Here is a 25,498-nt window from a genome sequence, read left to right on the forward strand (position 1 = left end):
GATTTACTCCTTCGCCTCGTTGCGGCCCAGGTGGAAGGCGGTGACGGCTGCCGCGAGCAGCAGCATCGAGGCCAGTTCGACCACCAGCAGGTACGGGCCGAACAGGCTGATGCCCACTTCTTTCGGGCCCACGGTGGTGCCGCTGATGCCGGCGCCGCTCGGGGTGACGAACAGCACGTACAGCAGTTCCAGCAGCAGCAGGGTGCCAAGTATCACCGGCCCTGCCCAGATACCGGGCTTGAGCCAGCCGCGCTCCTGGGCGACCGAGGCCGGCCCGAGGTTGAGCATCATCACCACGAAGACGAACAGCACCATGATGGCGCCGGCGTAGGCGATCACTTCCAGGGCGCCGGCGAACGGCGCACCCAGAGAGAAGAAGATCATTGCCACGGAAATCAGCGAAATGATCAGGTAGAGCAGGGCGTGCACGGGGTTGGTACCGGTCACCACCCGAAGGGTGGAGACCACGGCGATCCCGGATGCGAAGTAGAAAGCGAATTCCATCTTTCTGTCCTTATGGGAGCAAGCTCTTCACGTTGATCGGCTCGGCTTCGTTCTGTGCAGAGCCTTTCGGCTTGCCAGCGATCGCCATACCCGCAACACGGTAGAAGTTGTAGTCAGGGTTCTTGCCGGGGCCGGAGATCAGAAGATCTTCTTTCTCGTACACCAGGTCCTGACGCTTGAACTCGGCCATTTCGAAATCCGGAGTCAGCTGGATCGCGGTGGTCGGGCACGCTTCCTCGCACAGGCCGCAGAAAATGCAGCGCGAGAAGTTGATGCGGAAGAACTCCGGGTACCAGCGGCCGTCCTCGGTCTCGGCCTTCTGCAGCGAGATGCAGCCGACCGGGCAGGCCACCGCGCAGAGGTTGCACGCCACGCAGCGCTCCTCGCCGTCGGGGTCGCGGGTCAGGACGATGCGGCCACGATAGCGTGGTGGCAGGTACACGGGTTCTTCTGGGTACTGCAGGGTGTCGCGCTTGCGGAACCCGTGGGAGAACACCATTGCCAGGCTGCGCAGCTGAGTGCCGGTGCCCTTAACGATGTCGCCGATATACTTGAACATGGGTCAAATCCTCACTGGGCCGCGACGGCTGGCGTGTTGTAAAGCACGATCGCAGCGGTCACCAGCAAATTGATCAGGGTCAGCGGCAGGCAGAACTTCCAGCTGAAGTCCATCACCTGGTCATAGCGTGGGCGCGGGATCGAAGCGCGCAGCAGGATGAACAGCATGATGAAGAACGCGGTTTTCAGCGCGAACCACAGGAACGGCACTTGCGGCAGGATGCCGAACGGGCCGTGCCAGCCACCGAAGAACAGGGTCACCAGCAGCGCCGAGATGAGGATGATGCCGATGTACTCACCGACGAAGAACATGCCCCATTTCATGCCGGCATACTCGATGTGGTAGCCGTCGGCCAGTTCCTGCTCGGCTTCTGGCTGGTCGAACGGGTGACGGTGGGTCACGGCGACGCCGGCGATGAAGAACGTGCAGAAGCCGAAGAACTGCGGAATGATGAACCACAGGTTCTGGGCCTGGTATTCAACGATGTCACGCATGTTGAACGAGCCCACCTGCACCACCACGCCCATCAGCGCCAAGCCCAGGAACACTTCGTACGACACGGTCTGGGCCGAGGCACGCAAGCTGCCCAGCAGGGCGTACTTGTTGTTCGACGACCAGCCGGCGAACAGCACCGCGTACACCGACAGGCCGGCCATGGCGAAGAAGAACAGCAGGCCGATGTTCAGGTCGGCAACGCCCCAACCTGGGGTGATCGGGATGATCGAGAAGCCGATCAGCAGGGCGCTCATGGCCACGACCGGCGCCAGGGTGAAGATCATCTTGTCGACGAAGGGCGGGTTCCAGTCTTCCTTGAAGAACATCTTCAGCATGTCGGCGGCGATCTGGAACATGCCGAACGGGCCGACACGGTTAGGACCGTAGCGGTCCTGCCACCAGCCCAGCAGGCGGCGCTCGACGAAGCTGAGCAGGGCGCCGCAGACCACGACGGCCAGCAGCACCACGATAGCCTTGACGACCTGGATGATCACATCGATCACTTCGGGGGTGAACCAGCTCATTGTGCTGCCTCCTGCAGACCTTCGACGGGTGCACCGAAGATGGCCGGCGGGATGCCGGCCAGGCCTTTGGGCAGCGCGACCAGGCCAGCGCCCAGTTCTTCATTGATGCGCAGCGGCAGGCGCAGGGCCACACCGGCCACGTTCAGGCTCAGCAGCGCGCCTTCGTTGACGCCCAGGCGGTCGGCCTCGGACTTGGCCAGCGCCACGTAAGCGGCAGGGATGCGCTCCTGAACCGGCGCAGCGCGCGAAGAGCTTTCTTCGCTGCCGAACAGGTGGAAGAACGGTACTGCGGTCCAGGTGCCACGGGCCGGGTTGAAGGCGCCCGGAACGGTATCGAACCAGGACAGGCGATCACCGTGCGATTCGATCAGGCGCACGCCCGGGTCACCGGCACGCAGGTGGCCACCTACCTCGTCCTGGAACTTGTTCCAGGCTTGCGGCGAGTTCCAGCCCGGCGACCAGGCGAACGGCACCTGCTGGCGCGGTTCGGCGGAGCCCGAGTAGCCTTCCATGGAGTAGGCGAACGCGGTGTCCTTGTCCTGCGGGGTACGAGGTTCGTGCACGCTGATGTTGGCGCGCATCGCGGTGCGGCCGGAGTAGCGCAGCGGCTCACGGGCAAGCTTCATGCCCTTGATGCGGAATGCCGCAGAAGGTGCTGCGTTGACGATGCCGGCCAGTTGCGGGGCGGCTTCGGCGCAGGCGCTGGTGACGTGGTCCAGCTGGGTCCAGTCGACGGGCTTGTTCAGCAGCGTGGCACGCAGGGCGTGCATCCAGCGCCAGCCTTCGTGCACCAGGATGCTGCTGTCCAGGTACTGCGGGTCGAACACCTGGAAGAAGCGCTGGGCACGGCCTTCCTGGCTGACCAGGGTACCGTCGCCTTCGGCGAACGAGGCCGCCGGCAGCACCAGGTGGGCGCGCTCCAGGGTGGCGGTGTGGGAGTGGTCGGCTACGATCACGACCTTTGCCGCTGCCAGGGCGGCATCGACCTTGGCGGCCGGTACGCGGGTGTACAGGTCGTTTTCCAGCACCACGATGGCGTCGGCCTTGCCACTGATGACCGCATCCAGCGCGGCATCGACGGACTCGCCGCCGAGCATGGCCAGGCCAAGGCTGTTGGCCTCAGGTACGACCAGGCTCAGCGAGCCGTTTTTCTCGCGCAGCTTCAGGGCTTTGGCGATGTTCGCAGCTGCCTCGATCAGTGCAGGGTCGGCCAGCGAAGTACCGGCAACCACCAGCGGGCGTTTGGCCGCTACCAGGGCGCCGGCGATGCGCTCGGCCAGGGCCTTGGCTTCGTCGTCCAGGCCTGCAACGGCCGGGGCGCTCGGATCGATGGCGTGGGCCACGGCGAAGCCGATACGCGCAAGGTCGGCAGGGGCGGCGTGCACGCATTCTTCGGCAACGTCGTCCAGCTTGGTTTCGGCCAGGCTGGCGATGAACAGTGGATACAGCGCGTGCTGGCCGATGTTCTTCACCGCAGCGTCGAGCCAGGGCTGCACTTTCATGGCCTCGGCCATGGCTTCGGCCTTGCCTTTGGTCGCTTGACGTACGGCCAGGGCGACACGGGCAGCGGTCTGGGTCAGGTCTTCGCCGAGCACGAACACAGCGTCGTGGTCTTCGATGTCGCGCAGGGTCGGCACTGGCAGCGGGCTGCTATTGAGCACGTTCAGGGCCAGGCGTACGCGAGCCAGCTCACCGGCTTCCATACCCGAATAGAAGTAATCGGCACCGACCAGCTCACGCAGGCCGTAGTTGCTTTCCAGGCTGGCACGGGGCGAGCCGATACCCACGATGGTCCGGCCGCGCAGCAGGTCGGCTGCCTTGTCCAGCGCAGCGTCCAGGCCCAGCTTGGTGCCATCGGCCAGGCGTGGCTGGCGTGGGCGGTCGGTGCGGTTGACGTAGCCATAACCGAAGCGGCCGCGGTCGCACAGGAAGTACTGGTTGACCGAGCCGTTGAAACGGTTTTCGATCCGGCGCAGTTCGCCGTAACGCTCGCCCGGGCTGATGTTGCAGCCGCTGGAGCAGCCGTGGCAGATGCTTGGCGCGAACTGCATGTCCCACTTGCGGTTGTAGCGCTCGGAGTGCGTCTTGTCGGTGAACACACCGGTCGGGCAGACCTCGGTCAGGTTGCCGGAGAACTCGCTTTCCAGTACGCCGTCTTCGACGCGGCCGAAGTACACGTTGTCGTGGGCGCCATAGACACCCAGGTCGGTGCCGCCGGCGTAGTCCTTGTAGTAGCGCACGCAGCGGTAGCAGGCGATGCAGCGGTTCATCTCGTGAGCGATGAACGGGCCGAGGTCCTGGTTCTGGTGGGTTCGCTTGGTGAAACGGTAGCGGCGCTCGTTGTGGCCGGTCATTACCGTCATGTCCTGCAGGTGGCAGTGGCCGCCTTCCTCGCACACTGGGCAGTCGTGCGGGTGGTTGGTCATCAGCCATTCGACGACGCTGGCGCGGAACGCCTTGGATTCGTCATCGTCGATGGAAATCCAGGTGCCGTCGGAGGCAGGGGTCATGCAGGACATGACGATACGACCACGGGTGTCGTTCTCGTCGGTGTACTGCTTGACCGCACACTGCCGACAGGCACCAACGCTTCCAAGCGCCGGGTGCCAGCAGAAATAGGGGATGTCGAGGCCGAGCGACAGACACGCCTGTAACAGGTTGTCTGCACCGTTGACTTCGAGCGCTTTGCCGTCTACGTGGATAGTGGCCATTGTTCAAAGTTCTTCGTTGGCCCGCGTGAGCGGGCGTGGCTAATGGAAATCTGTGAGCCTGCGGCCCGCCGCGAATCGTTCGGGCCGGCCTGCAGGCTGGCGGGTGGCACGGACCACCCGCGTTCTATCTTTTTATGCGCCGACTACAATCGGCCCGGCCTGAATAGGCTTGGCCAGGTTCGGGCGCAGGGTGCCAGCGCTTTCAGGCGCCACACCGGCCTCGAACTCCGAGCGGAAGTATTTGATGGCACTGCCCAGCGGCTCGACGGCACCGGGTGCGTGTGCGCAGAAGGTGCGGCCTGGGCCGAGGAAGTTGACCAGACCCAGCAGGGTCTCGATGTCTTCGGCGCGGCCCTGGCCGTTTTCCAGGGAACGCAGCATCTTCACGCTCCACGGCAGGCCGTCCCGGCAAGGGGTGCACCAGCCGCACGATTCGCGGGCGAAGAACTCTTCCATGTTGCGCAGCAGCGAAACCATGTTGACGCTGTCGTCGACCGCCATGGCCAGGCCCGTACCCATGCGGGTGCCAACCTTGGCGATGCCGCCGGCGTACATCTGCGCGTCGAGGTGCTCGGGCAGCAGGAAACCGGTACCGGCGCCACCTGGCTGCCAGCACTTGAGCTTGAAGCCGTCGCGCATACCGCCGGCGTAGTCTTCGAACAGCTCGCGGGCGGTGACGCCGAACGGCAACTCCCAAAGCCCCGGGTTCTTCACCTTGCCGGAGAAGCCCATCAGCTTGGTGCCGTGGTCCTCGCTGCCTTCGCGGGCCAGCGACTTGTACCAGTCGTTGCCGTTGGCGACGATGGCCGGCACGTTGCACAGGGTCTCGACGTTGTTCACGCACGTCGGCTTGCCCCACACACCTACGGCGGCAGGGAAGGGCGGCTTGGAGCGCGGGTTGGCGCGGCGGCCTTCCAGCGAGTTGATCAGTGCGGTTTCTTCACCGCAGATGTAGCGCCCGGCACCGGTGTGCACGAACAGCTCGAAGTCGAAGCCCGAGCCGAGGATGTTCTTGCCCAGCAGGCCGGCAGCCTTGGCTTCATCGATGGCGCGGTTGAGGTTCTTCGCCGCGGTGGTGTACTCGCCACGCAAGAAGATGTAGCCGCGGTAGGCCTTCAGGGCGCGGGCGCTGATCAGCATGCCCTCGACCAGCAGATGGGGCTGTTGCTCCATCAGCATGCGGTCCTTCCAGGTGTTGGGCTCCATTTCATCCGCGTTGCACAGCAGGTAGCGGATGTTCATGGATTCGTCTTTGGGCATCAGGCCCCACTTAACGCCAGTCGGGAAGCCCGCGCCGCCGCGGCCCTTGAGGCCGGAGTCCTTGACGCTCTGCACGATGTCGTCGGCGGACATTTCTGCCAGCGCTTTGCGGGCGGCAGCGTAGCCGTTCTTGGCCTGGTACTCGTCGAGCCACACCGGCTCGCCGTCGTCACGCAGGCGCCAGGTCAGCGGGTGAGTTTCGGCCGAACGCGCGATGCGGTTGGCCGGGCCGAAGGAAGTGATGGTCATACGTAACCCTCCAGCAGCTTGGAAACGCCAGCAGGCTGCACGTCGCCAAAGGTATCGTCATCGATCATCAGCGCCGGGGCCTTGTCGCAGTTGCCCAGGCAGCAGACCGGCAGCAGGGTGAAACGCCCGTCCGCAGTGGTCTGGCCAAGGCCGATGCCCAGTTCGCTCTGGATCTGGCTGACCACCGACTCGTGGCCGCCGATATAGCAGACCATGCTGTCGCACACACGAATGATGTGGCGGCCGACAGGCTGGCGGAAAATCTGGCTGTAGAAAGTGGCCACACCCTCGACGTCGCTGGCCGGGATGCCCAGCACCTCACCGATGGCGTAGATGGCGCCGTCCGGCACCCAGCCGCGCGCCTTCTGGACGATCTTCAAGGCTTCGATGGACGCCGCACGCGGGTCCTCGTAGTGGTGCATTTCGTGCTCGATGGCCGAGCGCTCGGTTTCGCTCAGGGCGAAACGGTCTGTCTGGATAAGCGTGCTGTTCATGCTTAGCGGTCCACGTCAGCCATAACGAAGTCGATACTGCCCAGGTACGCAATGAGGTCGGCGACCATGCTGCCTTTGATCACCGAAGGGATCTGCTGCAGGTGCGGGTAGCTCGGGGTACGGATCCGGGTGCGGTAGCTCATGGTGCCGCCATCGCTCGTCAGGTAGTAACTGTTGATGCCCTTGGTCGCTTCGATCATCTGGAACGACTCGTTGGCCGGCATGACCGGGCCCCACGAGACTTGCAGGAAGTGCGTGATCAAGGTTTCGATGTGCTGCAGGGTGCGCTCTTTCGGCGGCGGCGTGGTCAGCGGGTGATCCGCCTTGTACGGGCCTTCCGGCATGTTGCGCAGGCACTGGTCGATGATGCGGATACTCTGGCGCATCTCCTCGACACGGACCATGCAGCGATCGTAGGCATCGCCGTTGTGGGCCAGCGGCACTTCGAACTCGAAGTTCTCGTAGCCGGAGTAGGGGCGCGCTTTGCGCAGGTCGAAGTCGCAACCGGTGGCGCGCAGGCCGGCACCGGTGGTGCCCCATTCCAGCGCCTCTTTGGTGTTGTAGGCAGCAACGCCAATGGTGCGGCCCTTGAGGATGCTGTTTTGCAGCGCGGCCTTGGTGTATTCGTCCAGGCGCTTGGGCAGCCACTCGACGAAGTCCTTGACCAGCTTGTCCCAGCCACGTGGCAGGTCGTGAGCGACGCCGCCGATGCGGTACCAGGCCGGGTGCAGGCGGAAACCGGTGATCGCTTCGATCACGGTGTAGGCGCGCTGGCGGTCGGTGAAGGTGAAGAACACCGGCGTCATGGCGCCGACGTCCTGGATGTAAGTACCCAGGAACAGCAGGTGGCTGGTGATGCGGAAGAACTCGGCGAGCATGATGCGAATCACGTCGACCTTCTGCGGCACCTGGATACCGGCCAGCTTTTCTACCGCCAATACGTACGGCAGGTTGTTCATCACCCCGCCAAGGTAGTCGATACGGTCGGTGTAGGGGATGAAGCTGTGCCAGGACTGGCGCTCGGCCATTTTCTCGGCACCACGGTGGTGGTAGCCGATGTCCGGTACGCAGTCGACGATCTCTTCGCCGTCCAGCTGCAGCACGATACGGAACGCACCGTGCGCCGAAGGGTGGTTGGGGCCGAGGTTGAGGAACATGTAGTCCTCGTTGGCGCCCTGACGCTTCATACCCCAGGCTTCCGGGTTGAAACGTGCCGATTCCTCTTCAAGCTGCTGCTTGGCCAGGGTCAGGCTGTAGGGGTCGAACTCGGTGGCGCGGGCCGGGTAGTCCTTGCGCAGCGGGTGGCCTTCCCAGGTCGGCGGCATCATGATGCGGCTCAGGTGCGGGTGGCCGGCAAAGTCGATGCCGAACATGTCCCAGACTTCGCGCTCGTACCAGTTGGCGTTCGGCCAGATGCCGGTCACGGTCGGCAGGTTCAGGTCGCCTTCGCTGAGCGACACCTTGATCATCACGTCGCTGTTACGCTCGACCGACAACAGGTGGTAGAACACGCTGAAATCGGCGGCAGGCAGGCCACGGCGCTGGGTGCGCAGGCGTTCGTCCACGCCGTGCAGGTCGTACAGCATGCTGTAAGGCTTGGAAACGCCGCGCAGGAAGCTGAGCACCTCTTTGAGCTGGGCGCGCTTGACCCACAGCACGGGCATGCCGGTGCGGGTTTCCTGGGCGACGAATGCTTCGGCGCCAAAACGGTTGTGCAGTTCGACGACCACATCCTGGTCGTCTGCCTTGTAGGGCGGAATATAAATAGCGTTGTCCGCTGTCATGGTCTCGGTCGCTTTGGGTCAACGTTAAGAATGAAGCCAGGCCGCCGGCTCCAGGGGGAGCGGGCGGCAGGTCGCTGGATCAGACTTCGTCGGGGCTGCGCAGGTTGGTTACTGCAATGCGCTGCTCACGACGCAGGTCTTTCTGGGCTGGCATCTCGGCACGGTAAATACCTTGATCACCAACAACCCAGGAAAGCGGGCGTCGTTCTTGGCCGATCGACTCCTGCAACAGCATCAAGCCTTGCAGGAAAGCCTCAGGGCGTGGCGGGCAGCCAGGCACGTAGACGTCCACGGGGAGGAACTTGTCGACCCCCTGAACGACCGAGTAGATGTCGTACATGCCACCGGAGTTGGCGCACGACCCCATGGAAATGACCCATTTGGGTTCGAGCATCTGCTCATACAGGCGCTGGATGATCGGCGCCATCTTGATGAAGCAGGTACCGGCGATGACCATGAAGTCGGCCTGACGCGGCGAGGCCCGGATGACTTCGGCGCCGAAGCGGGCGATGTCGTGGGGTGCCGTGAAGGCCGTGGTCATTTCCACGTAGCAGCAGGACAGGCCGAAGTTATACGGCCAGAGGGAGTTCTTGCGACCCCAGTTGACCGCGCCACGCAGCACATCTTCGAGTTTCCCCATATAGATGTTCTTGTGGACCTGGTCCTCTAGCAGTTGGTCGGTAACGGTTTCCCGCTCGCCGACCGGGTACTGCTCATTGGGCGCATCCGGATCGATTCTGGTGAGATTGTATTGCATTGCCAAAGCCTCATTGTTTCAGCTTCGCTTGCCGCTTGCGGCGACCTTCGGGAGCCCAATCAAGTGCCCCGACGCGCCAAAGGTAGACAAGACCTGCCAACAGAATTGCTATGAAAACGAGCGCTTCGACGAATCCGGTCCAGCCGCTTTCGCGGACGGACACAGACCATGCAAAGAGGAAGAGGGCTTCGATATCGAAGATCACGAACAGCATCGCGACCAGATAGAATTTGGCGGAAAGACGCAGGCGGGCGCTGCCCACGGGCAGCATGCCGGATTCGAAGGGTTCGTTCTTGGCGCGGCCCCAGGCCTTGCTACCGAGCAGGCTGGACAGGCCGAGCATGAAGGCGCACAGGCCGACGACACCCAGGAGGAAGATGGCAAAGCCCCAGTTGTGGGCGATGAGTCCTGCCGAATCGGACATGCTAGAAATCCTTATACAGAGACCCAGCTCTGCAGTCTGAAATAAGTAGAGCGGCGACGTGGTGTCGCAGGTGCAGTGACCAAATGTCGCAGCTGAATCAATCGCGCTGATTTTATGGGTAAACCTGTTGCAAGTAAAATTTCTGTCGCAAATTTATTCGTAGGATTAAGAACAAAACATGCTCGTAACTGGCTGAAAGCCTTGAAATTCGGGGATTCGGCCTGGTTTTGTCAATTATGTTTCTTGTGCGTGGTAACAGATTGTAGTTTTAGTAATGATAATTAATATCGTTTGCGGCGGCCGATTGGAGTTAATGCGATTGAGCCTTGTTAAGTTCATAGGCCGTTGCCCCCCTCTTGCAATTGCGCGCCGCTATCGTTCTATCAGTGTCGGACACTCGCTGCACCGCTCTGGGTCAATGTTTTTCGAGTGGGTAGAGATGTGCAGGGTGCGGTGGCCAGTGGACAAGTCGGGCGGTGGCTCGCCCGTGCACATGAATGAAAAGCGCCGACACCGATGCAATCGTCCATAGCTGCTGGCCGGGTTGCTCCTGCTACCGGGCTGGTTCAAGCATAGTCCGGATTCTAGGGATTGCCGGGGCTTCGGGTGTCATGCCTGTGTCACGAATGCCTGCTAGCGTGCCGGTCCCGTCCCGCGGCAAAAGGAAAGCCATCCGGTGCACCCCGCCACGCCTCGCAAGCCCTTCCTGCTCCGTTGCGCCGACATGCACAGCGATGATTTCGGCGCCTTGTTCACACAGCTCTACGGCAACCTGTATGCCGACGTACCGCCACTGGGCGAGGGTATTTCCATCAGCGGGGTGTATGGCCGCTTCGAGGGCATGAGCGTAAGGCGCCTGCATTACCAGGGTGACTTTCGCATCGTCCTGCCCAGCCCGCAGGACGAAATCACCTTCGTGCTGCCTACTGCAGGCAAGATCATCTTCGACCATCGCGGCGAGTCAATCGGCGGCGCGCAGGTCGGGCTCGCTGTCGACAAGCTCGAGATACGCTCGGTACGCATCGCCGATGATCATGCCCAGTGTGGCATGTCGATTCGCCGGGGCGTATTTGCCGAGCGGCTGTCGGCACTGCTGGAGCGGCCCTTGGCTGCCCCGATACGTTTCGCGCCGGTAGTGGACCTTGCCGCGCCAGGCTTCCAGGGCATCCGTGCCTTGCTCGAACTGGCCACGGGCACTGAGTTCGATCAATTGATCAATACCGGCCTGCTGATGCCGCTGCGGTTGCAGGAAATGCTGGTCGACGCACTGCTGCAAGCCTGGCCGCACAATTACCGCGAAGCGCTGCACAGGCCGGCTCCATTGCCAGCGCCGCGCCATGTGAAACTGGCCATGGCCTATATCCGTGAACATCCCGCGAGGCTGAGCAGTAGCAGCGAGTTGGCTGGCTTGGCCAATGTCAGCGTGCGGGCGTTACAGGAGGGCTTTCGACGGTTTGCGGGCACTTCGATAGTCGGGTATCAGCGGCAGGTGCGGCTGGAGCAGGCGCGTCAGGTGCTGGCAAGCGAGCAGGGTACGTCGGTGGAGCAGGTGGCGTTACGCTTCGGCTTCACCAATGCGGGGCGGTTTGCCCAGTATTTCAAAGCGGCGTTTGGTTTGCCTCCGGCACAGGTCAGGCGCAGGCATGACCCATGACCTGCGGCAGTGGGCCGTGCTGCGAATCAGATAACGCGCTGCCTGCACTGGATGCGCTCAAGGGAACCTGATCTTGCTGTAGGCGAACTCATTGGCACCCCGTTCGATGCCCGCCTCGGAGGTTTTCACCTCAACCCGGTCATCGTCGTGAACAACGATTATCTGGTGTGCATCCAGCACCTCGACACCTTCGGGCTTGTTGCTGAACCTCAGTGTGGAGCCGTCTTCGCGGGTCACCAGTTGCGGCGTGCCTGGCTTACCCGCTGCAAACGGTACGATCCATAGAAACCCGCCTATGTTGGTAATTGGCTTGTTCGCAGCATCAACGGATTTTTCCTCGTAGCTGGTAACCGCATAAAGCCTGTCTTTGTTGAACCGGTCATACTCGATGCCGGACAGCCCGACTGTGTGGCCTTGGGCTTGGACGTTGAAGTTCTGGACGGATTTGAACGCCTCCACAAGCGCTAGGGTTCCATCTTTGAACTTCACATGCGCTGAGATGAGTGTGAAGCCGAAATGCGCGTCAGTTTTGTCGTTTCCGTGCCTGCGAATGCCGATGATCAGTTGCCCGTCTGCTGTTTTTGCCTTCACCGGCTCGCTCGGCGCCATGGTGATTGCTTCGATTTGATAGTAAGACGCGCCAATCGCATCCTTGATCTGCTTGCGCAGTGAGATCGAGCTTGTGACCCCGCTGCGCGATGTGGGCGACAGGAGCTTTACCGCCTCAGGGTCGTCCACGGGCCAGTACAGGAGCGTGTTGAGAATGTCGCTGCTCGGATCTTCGTCGGTGCTGGCTTTGTTGAAGGCGGTGCTGGCGATCATGTAGCGGCCATCCAGCGTCTTGGTCAGTGCCTCGTATTTATCGGCTTCTCTTAATGCCTTCCCAGGCAGCACGGTAGGCTCACCACTGATTTTGCCCTGCTCGATGTCAAGCGTGAACAGGGCTGGCCCGCCTGGGGCGGGCAAGCGTTTGTCGTTGGCCAAGAGCAGTTTTTCATTGCTTTCAACCACTGCCGACACTTCACAGTTGACGGGGGTTCCAGGGGCAAAACACGCCGCCGTGTGATGTTCGATGGCCGCGATGCGTCCTGGCAGCTCAGCTGCCGGTGCGTGAGGCGCTGCACTGGCCAAGCCGACTACCAGCGTGATGATTGCTCGCTTTTCCATGGGCACTGTCCTTGTGGGAATGGGAAGGTTGCGCAGCAAAGCGTAATCGCGGCAAGCGAGACCGGAAACTGGCATTTTTGGCAGTAGCTGTTCGACATGACCGCCATTGAAGGGGCTGGCATCTTGGCCAGTAGGCACACCCTCAAGAATCGGGGCGGTGCAGCCGTGGGGGCCACGCGGCAGCCCCGGCAACTGTCAGAACGCGTAGCTGGCTTTCAGGCTGCCACTGGCCCCATGGCTGTCACCGCCGCCCAACGCCGCTAGATCGGCGCCAATACTCAGCGCGCCAAGGTTGGCCATCAGGCTCACGCCAGCGTTGAACTGGTCACGATTGTCGAAGGCGGCGCGCTGCTCGATATCCAGCCCCAGCAAGTGGCCCTCGCTTTCGACCTCGTGGTCGCCCAGCGCATGCTCATAGCCCACTTGCACGCCGGGCACCAACTGCCAACGGCCCATGCTGAACGGCATGAAGGACGCCTCGAGTCTGGCCATCGCGCTACGGCGGGTCTGCTGCAGGTCGTCCACCTCTAGCGCCAATTCGCTGCCTTTTTCGCTAAACCCGGCCACGTCCACGTGACTGATGCGTACACCCAGGCTCGGCTCCAGCACCACGCGGTTGTTGTTCAGGCGATAGCCCACCGCCAGGCTGGCACCGGCCAGGGTACCGTGGCTGTCGCCTTTGGCCGTGCCCAGGCCGCCTGTGAGGTCGCGCTTGCTGGAATAGTCGAGGTAGCCGGCGCTGGCATCGGTGTCGATGAACAGGCCTTGTTCCAGGCCGCCCGGCGCGAAGCGGGCGCCCAGGCTCAGGAAAGTCAGGTCCGTATCAACCTCGCCACCTGCGCCGCCAACGTTACCGCTGCTGTAGCCGAAACCTGCGTGGCCGCTGAGCTGCTCGGAGAAACGCTGGGTCATGCCGATCATCAGGCCTTGGCTGTGTTCGTTGCTGCTGGCGGCACTGGAGGAGCCGTCGGTGCCCAGGTAACCGGCCAAGGCGCTGCTCCACAGGCGCGACTGGCCAACCTTCAGGTCGGTACCGTCGGCGAAGGGCGCGGCGGCGCGGTCGATCAGGGCGCCCAGGCGCAGCAGGTAGCTGGCCGCATCGGCATGCACCTGTCCACCCACGGTGGACGCCACGCCGCCCAGCGTGCCGGCATCGATGGCCGACTGCAGGTAATAGTTGTAGGCGCTGTAGGTGCCTGACAGCGACGTGTCCTGCAGTTGGCGCAGCAGTTGCGCGCCCGCCGCGGCGTTACCGAGCAGGCCAGCTTCACCGGGTAACGTGCCATAGCGCACCATTTTGCCGCGCAGCACATAGATCGTTTCCTGGGTAAGCCCCAGGCCTTGCTTGAGGTAGTTGTCCATGCTGCCGTATGCGGCAGTCACTTCATCCAGGCCGGCCTGCAGGTAGCTGGCCTCGACGCCCAGCAGCGGGGCGTAGACTTCGGCCATGCTGGCCGGCATGGATGCCAGTGTGGCCGCCACGCGGGCGGCGGTGTAGTCATTGGTGGCGAGGTAGTTGTCCATGATCGTCGCGTCGTCCACGCCGGCGATGCTCAGCAGCACGGCGGCGGTCCAGCCTGTACGGTCCTTGCCCGCGGTACAGTGGAACAAGGCGGCGCCGTCGGCGTTGGCCAGTTCATTGAACAGCACCGAGAATTGCCCGCGCATGCCGGCATCGCTGACGAAGGCGCGGTTGGTCTCTTGCATCATGGCGCGTGCCTGGGCAGCGCTGGTGAACGACATGTTGGTGATGTCCGCGCCCGAGGTGGTGCTGCCGATGATGTCGATGTTGGTATAGCTGGCGCCAGCGGGCAGGGTGTCGGGCGTGGCGGCGATTTCGCTTGGGGTGCGCAAGTCGTATACATCGCTGATACCAAGGCCGTTGAGCACGGCAAGGTCAGCGGCAGTGGGGGTCAGGGCATTGCTGCGATAGAACACGCCGCTGCGCATCACCCCATCATGGCTTGTGCCGTACGCCGATGTGGTGCCGGCGATGTCGCGGAAGTTGTCAATGCCAGCCAGGCGCGGCGTATCGAGCGCATCGGCGGCATGAGCGGCGGAGATTGCGAGTGTGAGCATGGGCAGGGAGCAGAACAGACGTTGCAGCACGGCAGAGGCCTCGGAGGGGTATGTGGTGTGGCCACTCTCCGTGGGCAATATGAAACTGAATGTTACATATCAAGGCTGCACGCAAAAGCCTGCGCGATCTGGCCGGGGCCTGCGTGTTCTGTCTGGCCTTGCGGCCGCAGTCAGGCACCCGGCCGGGTGGTCAGAGCCCTAGTTCGCTGAGCCCCGGATGGTCGTCCGGGCGGCGCCCCAGGGGCCAGTGGAACTTGCGGTCCGCTTCGGCAATGGGCTGCTCGTTGATGCTCGAATGGCGGTTGTGCATCAGGCCATCGGCGGCGAACTCCCAGTTTTCGTTGCCATAGGCGCGGAACCACTGGCCGCTGTCGTCGCGGTACTCGTAGGCATAGCGCACGGCAATGCGGTTGTCGGTGAATGCCCACAGCTCCTTGATCAGCCGGTACTCCAGTTCATGGTTCCACTTGCGGGTCAGAAGGGCCTGAACCTCGGCACGCCCGCGAGGGAACTCGACGCGGTTACGCCACACGGTATCGGGGGTGTAGGCCAACGATACCTTGGCGGCGTCACGGCTGTTCCAGCCATCCTCGGCCAGGCGGACCTTTTCGATGGCGCTTTCGCGGGTAAATGGCGGCAACGGAGGGCGGGACATGGGTAACTCCTTGGCGGTGGTTGGCGTAGAGGAGAGTACTGCCCCCGCTGCAGGGTGGGGAATGGCTGCGACGGGCACTTCATAATTGCGCCCGGTGGAACAATGCAGCGCCCCGCCAGTGCCTAGACCGCAGCGCCCAGGGCCTTGTCGGCAGCCTTGCCGCGCCCGCCCAGCCATACCAGTACCAGGGCCACCGCCGCCAGCACGCCGCCCGCCATGGGCACTGCTGCATAACCCAGGTCCAGGCTGATCACCGCACCACCCAGGGCCGCGCCAACGGCATTGCCAAGGTTGAAGGCGCCGACGTTTATCGATGATGCCAGCCCTGGTGCCTCTATGGCGGCAGTCATGACGCGCATCTGCAAGGGCGGCACCACGGCGAAGGTGAACACGCCCCAGACCAGCAGCGCGATGGCGGCGCCGATGTGGCTGCCCAGTACCAGCGGCATCAGCAACATGATCAGCGCCAGGGTGGCGAGGAAGATGCGCGCAGCGCCGTCCAGCGACCAGTCGGCCAGGCGCCCACCCAGGCTGTTGCCCAAGGTGAAGCCGACACCGATCAGCACCAGGCCCAGCGTGATGAAGCTGTCTGAAGCGCCCGTCAGCGCCGCCAGTACCGGTGCTACGTAGGTGTACAGGGTGAACATGGCGCCGGCGCCAAGCACCGTGGTCGCCATCGCCAGCAGCACGCTGGGGCGGGCGATGACCGCCAGCTCTTTGCGCACGTGGGGCACGCTGCCACGCTCACCTTTGGGCAGCGCGTACCACAGGGCGGCCATGGCCAGCAGGCCGAGCACTGCAGTACCGGCAAAGGCCATGCGCCAGCCGACTTGCTGGCCGACCCAGGTCGCCGCAGGCACACCGCCGATATTGGCGATGGTCAGGCCCATGAACATGGTCGCCACGGCACTGGCCTGTTTGTCCTTGGGAACCACGCTGGCGGCCACGACCGCGCCCAGGCCGAAGAAAGCACCATGGTTGAGGCTGGTGACCAGCCGCGACGCGAGCAGGGTGTAGTAGTCCGGCGAGAGTGCCGAGAGCAGGTTGCCGAGGGTGAAGATGGCCATCAGCGCCATCAGTGCGGCGCGTTTGCCAAAGCGGCTGAACAGCAGGGTCATGATCGGTGCGCCGACCATTACGCCGATGGCATAGGCGGTGATCAGCATGCCCGCGCTGGGGATACTGACTTCGACGCCTTGGGCGATCACCGGCAGCAGGCCCATCGGGGTGAATTCGGTAGTGCCGATGCCGAAGGCGCCAATCGCCAGGGCAAACAGAACCCGTTTTGGGGAAAGCGTGCTCATCAGGAGCTCCGATTGAAAGGTCAATGAGCAGTCGCACCGGCCGGGAACGGGCCGGTGCCGACCTGCAGGGTTCATCAGTCCCAGGCGGGCGCCAGGCTATCCGGGCTGACTTCACGGCCATTGCGCTCGAGCGAGGCGATGCGCGCCATGTCCTCGGCATCCAGTTTCAGGCTGCAGGCGAGCAGGTTGCTGGCCAGGTTCTCGCGCTTGGTGGAGGAGGGGGTCACTGCGTAACCCAGCTGCATGGCCCAGGCCAGGGCCACCTGGGCGACGGTGGCCTTGTGCTTGCTGGCGATCTCGGCCAGTACCGGATCCTTGAGCACTTTGCCGTAGGCCAGGGTCATGTACGAGGTGACGGTGATGCCCTGGTCCTTGAGGTAGGCAGCCAGCTTGGCGTTTTGCAGGTAGGGGCTGAGCTCCACCTGGTTGGTGGCGATTTCACCTTGGCCGACCACGTCGATGGCTTGGCGGGTGAGTTCGATGTTGAAGTTGGACACGCCGATCTGGCGGGTCAGGCCGAGTTTCTTGGCGTCGGCCATGGCGCTCATGTATTCGGCCAGTTCGATGCCATTCCCTGGGGCTGGCCAGTGGATCAGCAGCAGGTCGACGTAGTCGGTGCGCAGTTTGGCCAGGCTTTCGCGCAAGCTGGGGACCAACCGGTCTGCAGCATAGTTGTCGACCCAGATCTTGGTGGTGATGAACAGCTCGCTGCGCGCTACGCCGCTTTCGGCAATGGCCTGGCCGACGTCGGCTTCGTTCTTGTAGATCTGTGCTGTGTCGATGGCCCGATAGCCCAGCGCCAGGGCCGACTTGACCGAATCGATGACGGCCTGGCCGGTGAGGCGGTAGGTGCCAAGGCCGAAGGATGGAATGCTCATGGGGCTGCTCCTGCTGAGTGATTGGGGTTGAGCCAGAGCTTAGGTGCCCGGGTGCCCAAGTCGTTCGAATGGGGAGCAGTGTGGGGGTTTTGCAGGCGTTGATTAAGACGGGGCAATGCCAAGGTCTTTTGCGCTGAAGTCACGAATCATCCGCTGGCTCGTGAATCAGGTGCGGTAAACACCTTTGCTGGGGCAGGCAGGCACGGCCACCCTGCGGTGGCCATGCCGAGTGACGATCAACGGCGGCGGAACAGCGGCAGCGGCTCGTCGGTGGCGGCCTGGTAGGTCACCGAGAAGTCCTTCAGCCCCTGCAGGGCATCTTCCGGGTCCTTGTCGGCACGGATGGCGAAGGCATCGAAACCGCAGCGGGCCATGTAGAACAGTTGGTCACGGAGCACGTCGCCGATGGCGCGCAGCTCGCCCTTGAACTGGTAGCGGTCACGCAGCAGGCGCGCATTGGAATAGTTGCGCCCGTCGGTGAAGGCCGGGAAGTTCAGGGCGATGACCTGAAAGTGCTGCACGTCGTCGCCGATCTCTTCCGCTTGTTCATCGCTGTCCAGCCACACGCCCAGGCCACCGTCGCGGGCCTTGAGCAGGTGGGCATGGTCACGCCACAGTTGCAGGGGGACGATGTAGTCGTCGCAGTTGGTCAGCTCGTCGATCGTGGTTTCCTTGGGCAGCAGGTGCCAGGTTTCGTCGACGATCTGGTTGTTCTTAATGATTCGCTGCATAGACGCGTTCCTTGAAGGGGTCGATGCCGATACGCTGGTAGGTGTCGATGAAACGCTCTTCCTCGGTACGTTGTTCAACGTACACGGCGATCAGCTTCTCGATCACGTCGGCCATGTCATCCTGGGCGAAGGACGGGCCGAGGATCTTGCCCAGGCTCGCGTCACGTGCGGCGTTGCCACCCAGGGACACCTGGTAGAACTCCTCGCCCTTCTTATCCACGCCAAGGATACCGATGTGCCCGACGTGGTGGTGGCCGCAGGCGTTCATGCAACCGGAGATATTCAGATCGATCTCGCCGATGTCGAACAGGTAGTCCAGGTCGTCGAAGCGGCGCTGGATGGATTCGGCGATCGGGATCGACTTGGCGTTGGCCAGCGAGCAGTAGTCCCCGCCCGGGCAGCAGATGATGTCGGTCAGCAGGCCGATGTTCGGCGTGGCGAAACCACCTTCGCGCAGCTCCAGCCACAGGGCATGCAGCTGACGCTGCTCGACGTCGGCAAGAATGATGTTCTGCTCGTGCGAGGTGCGCAGGAAGCCGAAGCTGTAGCGCTCTGCCAGGTCCGCCACGGCGTCCAGCTGCTTGTCGGTGAGGTCTCCCGGGGCAACGCCGGTGGGCTTGAGCGACAGGGTCACGGCCACGTAGCCAGGGCGCTTGTGGGCACGGGTGTTGCGCGAGCGCCAGCGGGCGAAGCCTGGGTTCTCGGCGTCCTGGGCGCTGTAGTCGACGTTGTCCAGGGCCAGGTAGTCCGGGTCGATGAAGTGGCGCGAAACACGCTGCACTTCTTCTTCGGTCAGGGTCGTGCTGCCGCCACGCAGGTGGGCCATTTCGGCCTCGACCTTCTCGGCAAACACCTCTGGGGTCAGGGCCTTGACCAGGATCTTGATCCGCGCCTTGTACTTGTTGTCACGGCGGCCGTAACGGTTGTACACGCGCAGGATGGCGTCCAGGTAGCTGATCAGGTCCTGCCACGGCAGGAATTCATTGATGAACGAACCGACCACCGGGGTGCGGCCCAGGCCACCACCGACCAGCACACGGAAGCCCAGCTCACCGGCAGCGTTGCGCACCGGTTCCAGGCCGATGTCGTGTACTTCGATGGCAGCGCGGTCTTCCTTCGAGCCGTTGATCGCGATCTTGAACTTGCGCGGCAGGTAGGCGAACTCTGGGTGGAAGGTGGTCCACTGGCGAACGATTTCGCACCAGGGGCGCGGGTCGATGACTTCGTCTGCGGCCACACCGGCGAATTGGTCGGTGGTGGTGTTGCGCAGGCAGTTGCCGCTGGTCTGGATCGCGTGCATCTGCACGGTGGCCAGTTCGGCAAGGATGTCTGGAATATCTTCAAGTGCCGGCCAGTTGAACTGCACGTTCTGGCGGGTAGAGATATGGGCGTAGCCCTTGTCGTAATCGCGGGCGATCTTGGCCAGGGTGCGGACCTGGCGGGCGTTCAGCTGGCCGTAGGGCACGGCGACGCGCAGCATCGGGGCGAAACGCTGGATATAGAGGCCGTTCTGCAGGCGCAGAGGGCGGAATTCTTCTTCGCTCAGCTCACCGGCCAGGTAGCGGCGGGTCTGATCACGGAACTGCTTGACGCGGTCCTCGATGATCCGCTGATCGTACTCGTCGTATACGTACATAAAAGTCCTGTCTCAGGCTGCATGCAGCTATTCGCGCGCACGGCCGCGCACTCCGGTTCGGAGCGGGGAAACGATATCAGGTTGCGTTTATGCGCTAAAGTGATGTTTTTGCATATGAAAAGAACCAAACGAACTAAGTGAGATTGACTGGCATTTGTCCGTCACTCAGTGCCGCAGGTTTATACTCGTGGGTTTGTTGGTAAGGATGTAACCGCATGCTCAAGGCATTGTGCTACAGCTTGTGCCTGAGCCTGCCGCTGGCAGCCAGCGCTCAGGCCGCTTCGGTGGTGTTCCTCAACCCGGGGCTGCCCGGTGAGACGTTCTGGGCCAGCTACTCGCGCTTCATGCAGGCGGCCGCTGACGACTTGGGCATGACGCTGCAGGTGCAATACGGCGCACGCAACGCCGAGCGTGCACTTGGTCAGGCGCGGGCTGTGCTCAAGGGACCGCAGCGCCCGGACTACCTGGTGCTGGTCAACGAGCAATACGTTGCGCCGCAAATCCTCCGCTTGGCGCAAGGTAGCGAGGTCAAGCTGTTGCTGGTCAGCAACGGGCTGACTGCCAGCCAGGCGAGCGGTATTGAGGCTCAGCCCGCAAAATACGGCGCTTTATTGGGGGCCTTGACGGCCAATGACGAGCAGGCCGGCTACCAGATGCTGCACCAGATGGTCGCCTTGCTGCCGCGCAGTAACGCGCCTGTGGACCTGGTAGCTTTCGCCGGGATAAAGACCACGCCCGCCTCGCAGTTGCGTGAACAAGGCATGCGCCGCGCCCTGGCCGACTTCCCTCAGGTGCGACTGCGGCAGGTGGTTTACGGCGGCTGGGACCGGCAGCGCGCCTTTGAACAGGCGCAGCAGTTGTTGCAGCGCTACCCGGGTACCCAACTGGTGTGGTCGGCCAACGACGAAATGGCGTTCGGCGCCATGCGCGCTTTTGAAGCTGCGGGGCGCAAGCCTGGACGAGATGTGGTGTTCAGCGCCATCAACAGTTCCCCCGAGGCCTTGCGCGCGCGCATCGATGGGCGCCTGGGCGTGTTGATGGGTGGGCATTTCAGTCTCGGCGGTTGGGCCATGGTCATGCTGCATGACGATGCCCATGGTGTGGATATCGCTCGGGACGCAAAGCGCGACCATGTGCTGCCTGTTTTGCAGTCGGTCGATCCGCTCAAGGCCAAGCGCTGGCTCAAACTGGCGGAGCAGGACGACTTTGGTGTGGACTTCAAGCGCTTCAGCGCCGAAGGGCGCCCGCCTGCTTACCGTTACCCCTTCCTCACGTCACCTGTCGACTACTGAAAAACCCTGCTTGAGAGAAGGGCATTGCTCGTCTTAACTGCTGGTTGTGAAGTGCATTCCCATAACCACTACAAGAGGCAATGCAATGGGAAATACAACCAAGGCCCGCAAAGCTGACAGCAGCGTCGATGCCTGGGCGATCCTCTGCCTGATCGTCCTGGTGGTGGTCACTGCCGTGTACTGGGTCAGCCACCAATAGCCCTGGCTCCAGACCATGATGCAACCTGAGCCGCCCGCGCAAGGGAATTGCGCGGGCGGGTTGCGTTTCAGCGGGCGGTCAGGTGCAGCGCCAGTTGTACCAGGCCGATCAGGACCAGGATGAACACCAAGGTGAACAGTGCGCCGAGCGCGATGAAATGGCTGGCCTTGCCATGGGTGAAGTCGCGCGCGCGGTTTTTACCGCTCTGTACGCCCAGTGCGGCGGCGAGGATGCTGTGCAGCATCTGCCAGAAGGTAGGAGGTTTGCCTTGGCTGGAATCGTCCATGTTGGCTCCGCTATTCAAGAGGCAATCAGGGACAGTGTAGATGGAAGATGGGGCCGCTAAGCGGCCCCGCACAGGTCAGTTGTCGTAGCCCAGGTTCGGTGCCAGCCAGCGCTCGCTGACGCTGACATCCTGGCCCTTGCGTGTGCTGTAGCTGTCGATCTGGTCTTTGTCGACCTTGCCCACGGCAAAGTACTGCGCCTGTGGGTGAGCGAAGTACCAACCGCTGACCGCGGCGGCCGGGAACATGGCGAAGTGCTCGGTAAGGAACACACCGCTGGGGCCGGTTTCACCGATGGCCGTGCCATCGAGCAGGCGGAACAGCGTGGCTTTTTCGGTATGGTCCGGGCAGGCCGGGTAGCCTGGGGCAGGACGGATGCCGCGGTACTGTTCCTTGATCAGTGCTTCGTTGTCCAGGTGTTCGTCACGCGCATAACCCCAGTGCTCTTTACGCACCTGCTCGTGCAGCCACTCGGCGCACGCCTCGGCCAGGCGGTCGGCAAGGGCCTTGACCATGATCGAGCTGTAGTCGTCGCCCTTGTCCTGGTAAGCCTTTGCCACTTCCTCGGCACCAATGCCGGCGGTCGTGATGAAGCCCCCCATGTAGTCGGTGACGCCGCTGTCCTTTGGCGCGACGAAGTCGGCCAGGGAGAAATTCGGCTTGCCATCGGGCTTGATGGTCTGCTGGCGCAGGTGGTGCAACGTAGCGAGGGTCTGACCATTGTCGCCGTAGACCTGAATATCGTCATCGGCAACCTGGTTGGCAGGCCAGAAACCGAACACGGCGCGCGCGCTGATCAGCTTTTCGTCGATCAGTTTGTCGAGCATCTCGCGAGCATCGTTGTACAGCGAGGTCGCCGCTTCACCCACCACTTCATCGGTGAGGATGCGTGGGAACTTGCCGGCCAGGTCCCAGGAAATGAAGAACGGCGTCCAGTCGATGTACTCGGCCAGGGTGCGCAGGTCGATGTTGTCCAGCACCTTGACGCCTGTGAAGGCAGGGGCGGCCGGCTGATAAGCGGCCCAGTCGTACTTCGGCTTGGCCGCCACTGCCTGCGCATAGCTCAGGCGCTCGGTGCGGGCACTGCGGTTGGCAGTGCGCTCACGCACGTCGACATAGTCCAGGCGGGTTTTTTCAACGAAGTCAGGCTTGAGCTCCTTGGACAGCAACTGGGTGGCCACACCTACCGCGCGGGAGGCGTCGGTCACATAGATCACTGCATCGTTGCTGTACTTAGGCTCGATCTTGACCGCCGTGTGGGCCTTGGACGTGGTGGCGCCGCCGATCATCAACGGCAGCGCGAAGCCCTGGCGCTGCATTTCGCGGGCAACGTGAACCATCTCGTCCAGTGACGGCGTGATCAGGCCGGACAATCCGATGATGTCGCACTTCTCGTCGCGGGCGGTCTGCAGGATCTTCTCTGCCGGTACCATCACGCCGAGGTCGACGATGTCATAGCCGTTGCAGCCCAGGACCACGCCGACGATGTTCTTGCCGATGTCGTGCACGTCGCCCTTGACCGTCGCCATGAGAATCTTGCCCTTGGCTTCGGGCTTGTCACCTTTTTCGGCCTCGATGAACGGGATCAGGTGGGCCACGGCCTGCTTCATCACCCGCGCCGACTTGACCACCTGAGGCAGGAACATCTTGCCCGCACCGAACAGGTCGCCAACCACGTTCATGCCGCTCATCAGCGGCCCTTCGATGACTTCGATCGGGCGCGCACATTGCTGGCGGCACTCCTCGGTGTCTTCGACGATGTGTGCGGTGATGCCTTTGACCAGCGCATGTTCCAGGCGCTTGCCTACCGGCAGTGAGCGCCAGGCCTCGTTTTCGACTTCCTTGGTGGCACCCCCGCCTTTGTAATCATCGGCGATGGCCAGCAGCGCATCGGTACCTTCAGGCGTGCGGTTGAGCACCACGTCCTCGACCCGCTCGCGCAGCTCGGCCGGGATCTCGTCATAGATCTCCAGCTGGCCAGCGTTGACGATACCCATCGTCAGGCCGTTGCGGATGGCGTGGAACAGGAACACCGAGTGGATCGCCTCGCGCACCGGGTTGTTGCCGCGGAACGAGAACGACACGTTGGACACGCCGCCCGAGCTCAACGCATAGGGCAGGTGGTCACGAATGTAGGCGCAGGCCTCGATGAAATCCACGGCATAGTTGTTGTGCTCTTCGATGCCGGTAGCGACGGCGAAGATATTGGGGTCGAAAATGATGTCTTCCGGCGGGAAGCCGACTTCATTGACCAGGATGTCGTAGCTGCGCTGGCAGATTTCCTTCTTGCGGGCGGCGGTGTCGGCCTGGCCGACCTCGTCGAAGGCCATCACCACCACGGCCGCGCCGTAGCGTTTGCACAGGCGAGCGTGATGCTTGAACTGCTCGACGCCCTCTTTCATGGAGATCGAGTTGACGATGCCTTTGCCCTGAATGCATTTGAGGCCCGCTTCGATCACCTCCCATTTGGACGAGTCGATCATGATCGGCACGCGAGAGATGTCTGGCTCGCCTGCAATCATGTTGAGGAAACGGACCATGGCAGCCTGGGAGTCGAGCATCCCTTCGTCCATGTTGATGTCGATCACCTGAGCACCGGCCTCTACCTGCTGCAGGGCGACTTCCAGCGCTTCGGTGTAATTCTCTTCGCGGATCAGCCGGGCAAACTTGGCGGAGCCGGTGATGTTGGTGCGCTCACCGACGTTGACGAACAGCGACTGGCGATCGATGGTGAACGGCTCCAGGCCCGACAGCCGGCAGGCCTTGGCGATCTGCGGAATCTGGCGTGGTTTGTATTTGCCCACGGCCTCGGCGATGGCCTGGATGTGCCCGGGGGTGGTACCGCAGCAACCGCCGATGATGTTGAGGAACCCGCTGGCTGCGAACTCCTCGACTACCGCAGCCATCTCGGCCGGGGTTTCGTCGTACTCGCCGAAGGCGTTCGGCAGGCCGGCATTGGGGTGGGCAGACACGTGGGTGTCGGCTTTGGTCGACAGCTCTTCGAGGTAAGGGCGCAGGTCCTTCGCCCCCAGTGCGCAGTTCAGGCCAACGGAAATCGGCTTGGCATGGCGTACCGAGTTCCAGAACGCTTCGGTGGTCTGGCCGGACAGGGTGCGGCCCGAGGCATCGGTGATGGTGCCGGAGATCATGATCGGCAGTTCGATGCCGTCATCTTCGAACACCTGCTGCACGGCGAAGATCGCCGCCTTGGCGTTGAGCGTGTCGAAGATGGTCTCGATGAGGATCAGGTCGGCGCCACCCTCGATCAGGCCGCGGGTGGCCTCGATGTAGTTTTCCACCAGCTCGTCGAAGGTGACGTTGCGGTAGCCGGGGTCGTTGACGTCTGGGGAAATCGAGCAGGTGCGGCTGGTGGGGCCGAGCACGCCGGCAACGAAACGCGGTTTGTCGGGCGTTTCCAGGGTCTTGGCATCCGCCACCTGGCGGGCGATGCGCGCGCCCTCGACGTTCAGCTCGTAGACCAGCGACTCCATGCCGTAGTCGGCCTGGGAAATCTGCGTGGCGTTGAAGGTGTTGGTTTCCAGAATATCGGCGCCGGCGTCCAGGTACGCCTTCTCGATGGCAGCGATGACATCGGGGCGGCTGAGCAGCAGCAGGTCGTTGTTACCTTTTACATCGCTTGGCCAATCGGCGAAGCGCGTGCCACGATAGTCGTGTTCCTCGAGGCGGTAACTCTGGATCATAGTACCCATGCCGCCGTCGAGGATCAGGATGCGCTCATTGAGTGCGTGCTGGAGTGCTTGGAGACGAGCGCTGCGGTCGGACATAGGAACTACCTGGTCGGGCAAATATCAGAAGGTGCGGAATCATAACAAAGCTGCGCGGTTTTTAGGCGCACCG

At 62.8% G+C, this 25,498-nt stretch carries 20 protein-coding genes; 2 read left to right on the plus strand and 18 right to left on the minus strand.

What is annotated here, in order from left to right; translation table 11 throughout:
* Positions 1-3: 3 nt before the first annotated feature.
* From nuoJ to OSW16_RS09880, 9 genes are all read right to left on the minus strand, one after another.
* On the minus strand, positions 4-504 hold the full coding sequence (nuoJ, locus tag OSW16_RS09840; RefSeq protein WP_086978409.1) for an NADH-quinone oxidoreductase subunit J: 501 nt from the start codon (positions 502-504) through the stop codon (positions 4-6).
* 10 nt (positions 505-514) lie between these two features.
* Entirely contained in the window at positions 515-1,063 is a 549-nt protein-coding gene (gene nuoI, locus OSW16_RS09845; RefSeq protein ID WP_003251442.1) for an NADH-quinone oxidoreductase subunit NuoI, read from the minus strand.
* Positions 1,064-1,074: 11 nt separating this feature from the next.
* Positions 1,075-2,082, minus strand: a complete 1,008-nt coding sequence (gene nuoH, locus OSW16_RS09850) for an NADH-quinone oxidoreductase subunit NuoH (RefSeq protein WP_012273297.1) — start codon at positions 2,080-2,082, stop codon at positions 1,075-1,077.
* On the minus strand, positions 2,079-4,793 hold the full coding sequence (gene nuoG, locus OSW16_RS09855) for an NADH-quinone oxidoreductase subunit NuoG (RefSeq protein WP_267822661.1): 2,715 nt from the start codon (positions 4,791-4,793) through the stop codon (positions 2,079-2,081). Before nuoG ends, nuoH begins: the two co-directional genes overlap by 4 nt.
* A 132-nt stretch (positions 4,794-4,925) precedes the next feature.
* The gene (nuoF, locus tag OSW16_RS09860) at positions 4,926-6,302 is read right to left on the minus strand and encodes an NADH-quinone oxidoreductase subunit NuoF (RefSeq protein ID WP_012313766.1); all 1,377 of its coding nucleotides are present in this window, start codon (positions 6,300-6,302) and stop codon (positions 4,926-4,928) included.
* On the minus strand, positions 6,299-6,796 hold the full coding sequence (gene nuoE / locus OSW16_RS09865) for an NADH-quinone oxidoreductase subunit NuoE (protein ID WP_241803339.1): 498 nt from the start codon (positions 6,794-6,796) through the stop codon (positions 6,299-6,301). The genes nuoF and nuoE overlap by 4 nt, the downstream gene beginning before the upstream one ends.
* A 2-nt stretch (positions 6,797-6,798) precedes the next feature.
* On the minus strand, positions 6,799-8,580 hold the full coding sequence (gene nuoC / locus OSW16_RS09870; RefSeq protein WP_241803340.1) for an NADH-quinone oxidoreductase subunit C/D: 1,782 nt from the start codon (positions 8,578-8,580) through the stop codon (positions 6,799-6,801).
* A gap of 79 nt (positions 8,581-8,659) precedes the next feature.
* Positions 8,660-9,337: a NuoB/complex I 20 kDa subunit family protein gene (locus tag OSW16_RS09875; protein ID WP_012313769.1), complete on the minus strand. Its 678-nt coding sequence runs from the start codon at positions 9,335-9,337 to the stop codon at positions 8,660-8,662.
* 10 nt (positions 9,338-9,347) lie between these two features.
* Positions 9,348-9,761 carry an NADH-quinone oxidoreductase subunit A gene (locus tag OSW16_RS09880; protein WP_003251427.1) on the minus strand — a complete coding sequence of 138 codons (414 nt, stop codon included), beginning with the start codon at positions 9,759-9,761 and terminating at the stop codon, positions 9,348-9,350.
* A gap of 676 nt (positions 9,762-10,437) precedes the next feature.
* On the opposite strand from OSW16_RS09880, the gene OSW16_RS09885 reads away from it, so the two are divergent.
* Positions 10,438-11,415: an AraC family transcriptional regulator gene (locus tag OSW16_RS09885; RefSeq protein WP_267822665.1), complete on the plus strand. Its 978-nt coding sequence runs from the start codon at positions 10,438-10,440 to the stop codon at positions 11,413-11,415.
* A 57-nt stretch (positions 11,416-11,472) separates the two neighbouring features.
* Here the strand turns inward: OSW16_RS09885 and OSW16_RS09890 are convergent, their stop codons facing one another.
* The 7 genes from OSW16_RS09890 to OSW16_RS09920 all read right to left on the minus strand — a co-directional run bounded on the left by OSW16_RS09890 (position 11,473) and on the right by OSW16_RS09920 (position 19,865).
* Positions 11,473-12,582 (minus strand): hypothetical protein, encoded by a 1,110-nt coding sequence (locus tag OSW16_RS09890; protein ID WP_267822667.1) that lies wholly within the window; start codon positions 12,580-12,582, stop codon positions 11,473-11,475.
* Between the two features lie 195 nt (positions 12,583-12,777).
* Positions 12,778-14,691, minus strand: coding sequence for a tyrosine-protein phosphatase (locus OSW16_RS09895; protein ID WP_267822670.1), 1,914 nt, complete (start codon positions 14,689-14,691; stop codon positions 12,778-12,780).
* Between the two features lie 160 nt (positions 14,692-14,851).
* Complete coding sequence (locus tag OSW16_RS09900; protein WP_267822672.1) at positions 14,852-15,316, minus strand: DUF1348 family protein; 465 nt, start codon at positions 15,314-15,316, stop codon at positions 14,852-14,854.
* Between the two features lie 122 nt (positions 15,317-15,438).
* Positions 15,439-16,620, minus strand: coding sequence for an MFS transporter (locus OSW16_RS09905; protein ID WP_267822674.1), 1,182 nt, complete (start codon positions 16,618-16,620; stop codon positions 15,439-15,441).
* A gap of 74 nt (positions 16,621-16,694) precedes the next feature.
* On the minus strand, positions 16,695-17,498 hold the full coding sequence (gene dkgB / locus OSW16_RS09910) for a 2,5-didehydrogluconate reductase DkgB (protein WP_267822677.1): 804 nt from the start codon (positions 17,496-17,498) through the stop codon (positions 16,695-16,697).
* Between the two features lie 236 nt (positions 17,499-17,734).
* Positions 17,735-18,229, minus strand: a complete 495-nt coding sequence (locus tag OSW16_RS09915) for a DUF934 domain-containing protein (RefSeq protein WP_241803348.1) — start codon at positions 18,227-18,229, stop codon at positions 17,735-17,737.
* Positions 18,213-19,865, minus strand: a complete 1,653-nt coding sequence (locus OSW16_RS09920; RefSeq protein ID WP_241803349.1) for a nitrite/sulfite reductase — start codon at positions 19,863-19,865, stop codon at positions 18,213-18,215. The genes OSW16_RS09915 and OSW16_RS09920 overlap by 17 nt, the downstream gene beginning before the upstream one ends.
* 215 nt (positions 19,866-20,080) lie before the next feature.
* Between OSW16_RS09920 and OSW16_RS09925 the strand changes: the two genes are divergently transcribed.
* A complete protein-coding gene (locus OSW16_RS09925; protein WP_267822681.1) occupies positions 20,081-21,157 on the plus strand; it encodes an ABC transporter substrate-binding protein in 1,077 nt (358 codons plus the stop codon).
* A gap of 266 nt (positions 21,158-21,423) precedes the next feature.
* On the opposite strand, the gene OSW16_RS09930 is transcribed toward OSW16_RS09925, so the two are convergent.
* Together OSW16_RS09930 and metH are read right to left on the minus strand one after the other, a co-directional pair.
* Positions 21,424-21,642, minus strand: coding sequence for a DUF2970 domain-containing protein (locus OSW16_RS09930; protein WP_241803351.1), 219 nt, complete (start codon positions 21,640-21,642; stop codon positions 21,424-21,426).
* Positions 21,643-21,717: 75 nt separating this feature from the next.
* Positions 21,718-25,425, minus strand: coding sequence for a methionine synthase (gene metH, locus OSW16_RS09935; RefSeq protein ID WP_267822684.1), 3,708 nt, complete (start codon positions 25,423-25,425; stop codon positions 21,718-21,720).
* Positions 25,426-25,498 lie beyond the last annotated feature (73 nt).

It is taken from the genome of Pseudomonas putida (assembly GCF_026625125.1).
GTDB classification, from domain to species: Bacteria; Pseudomonadota; Gammaproteobacteria; order Pseudomonadales; family Pseudomonadaceae; genus Aquipseudomonas; species Aquipseudomonas putida_X.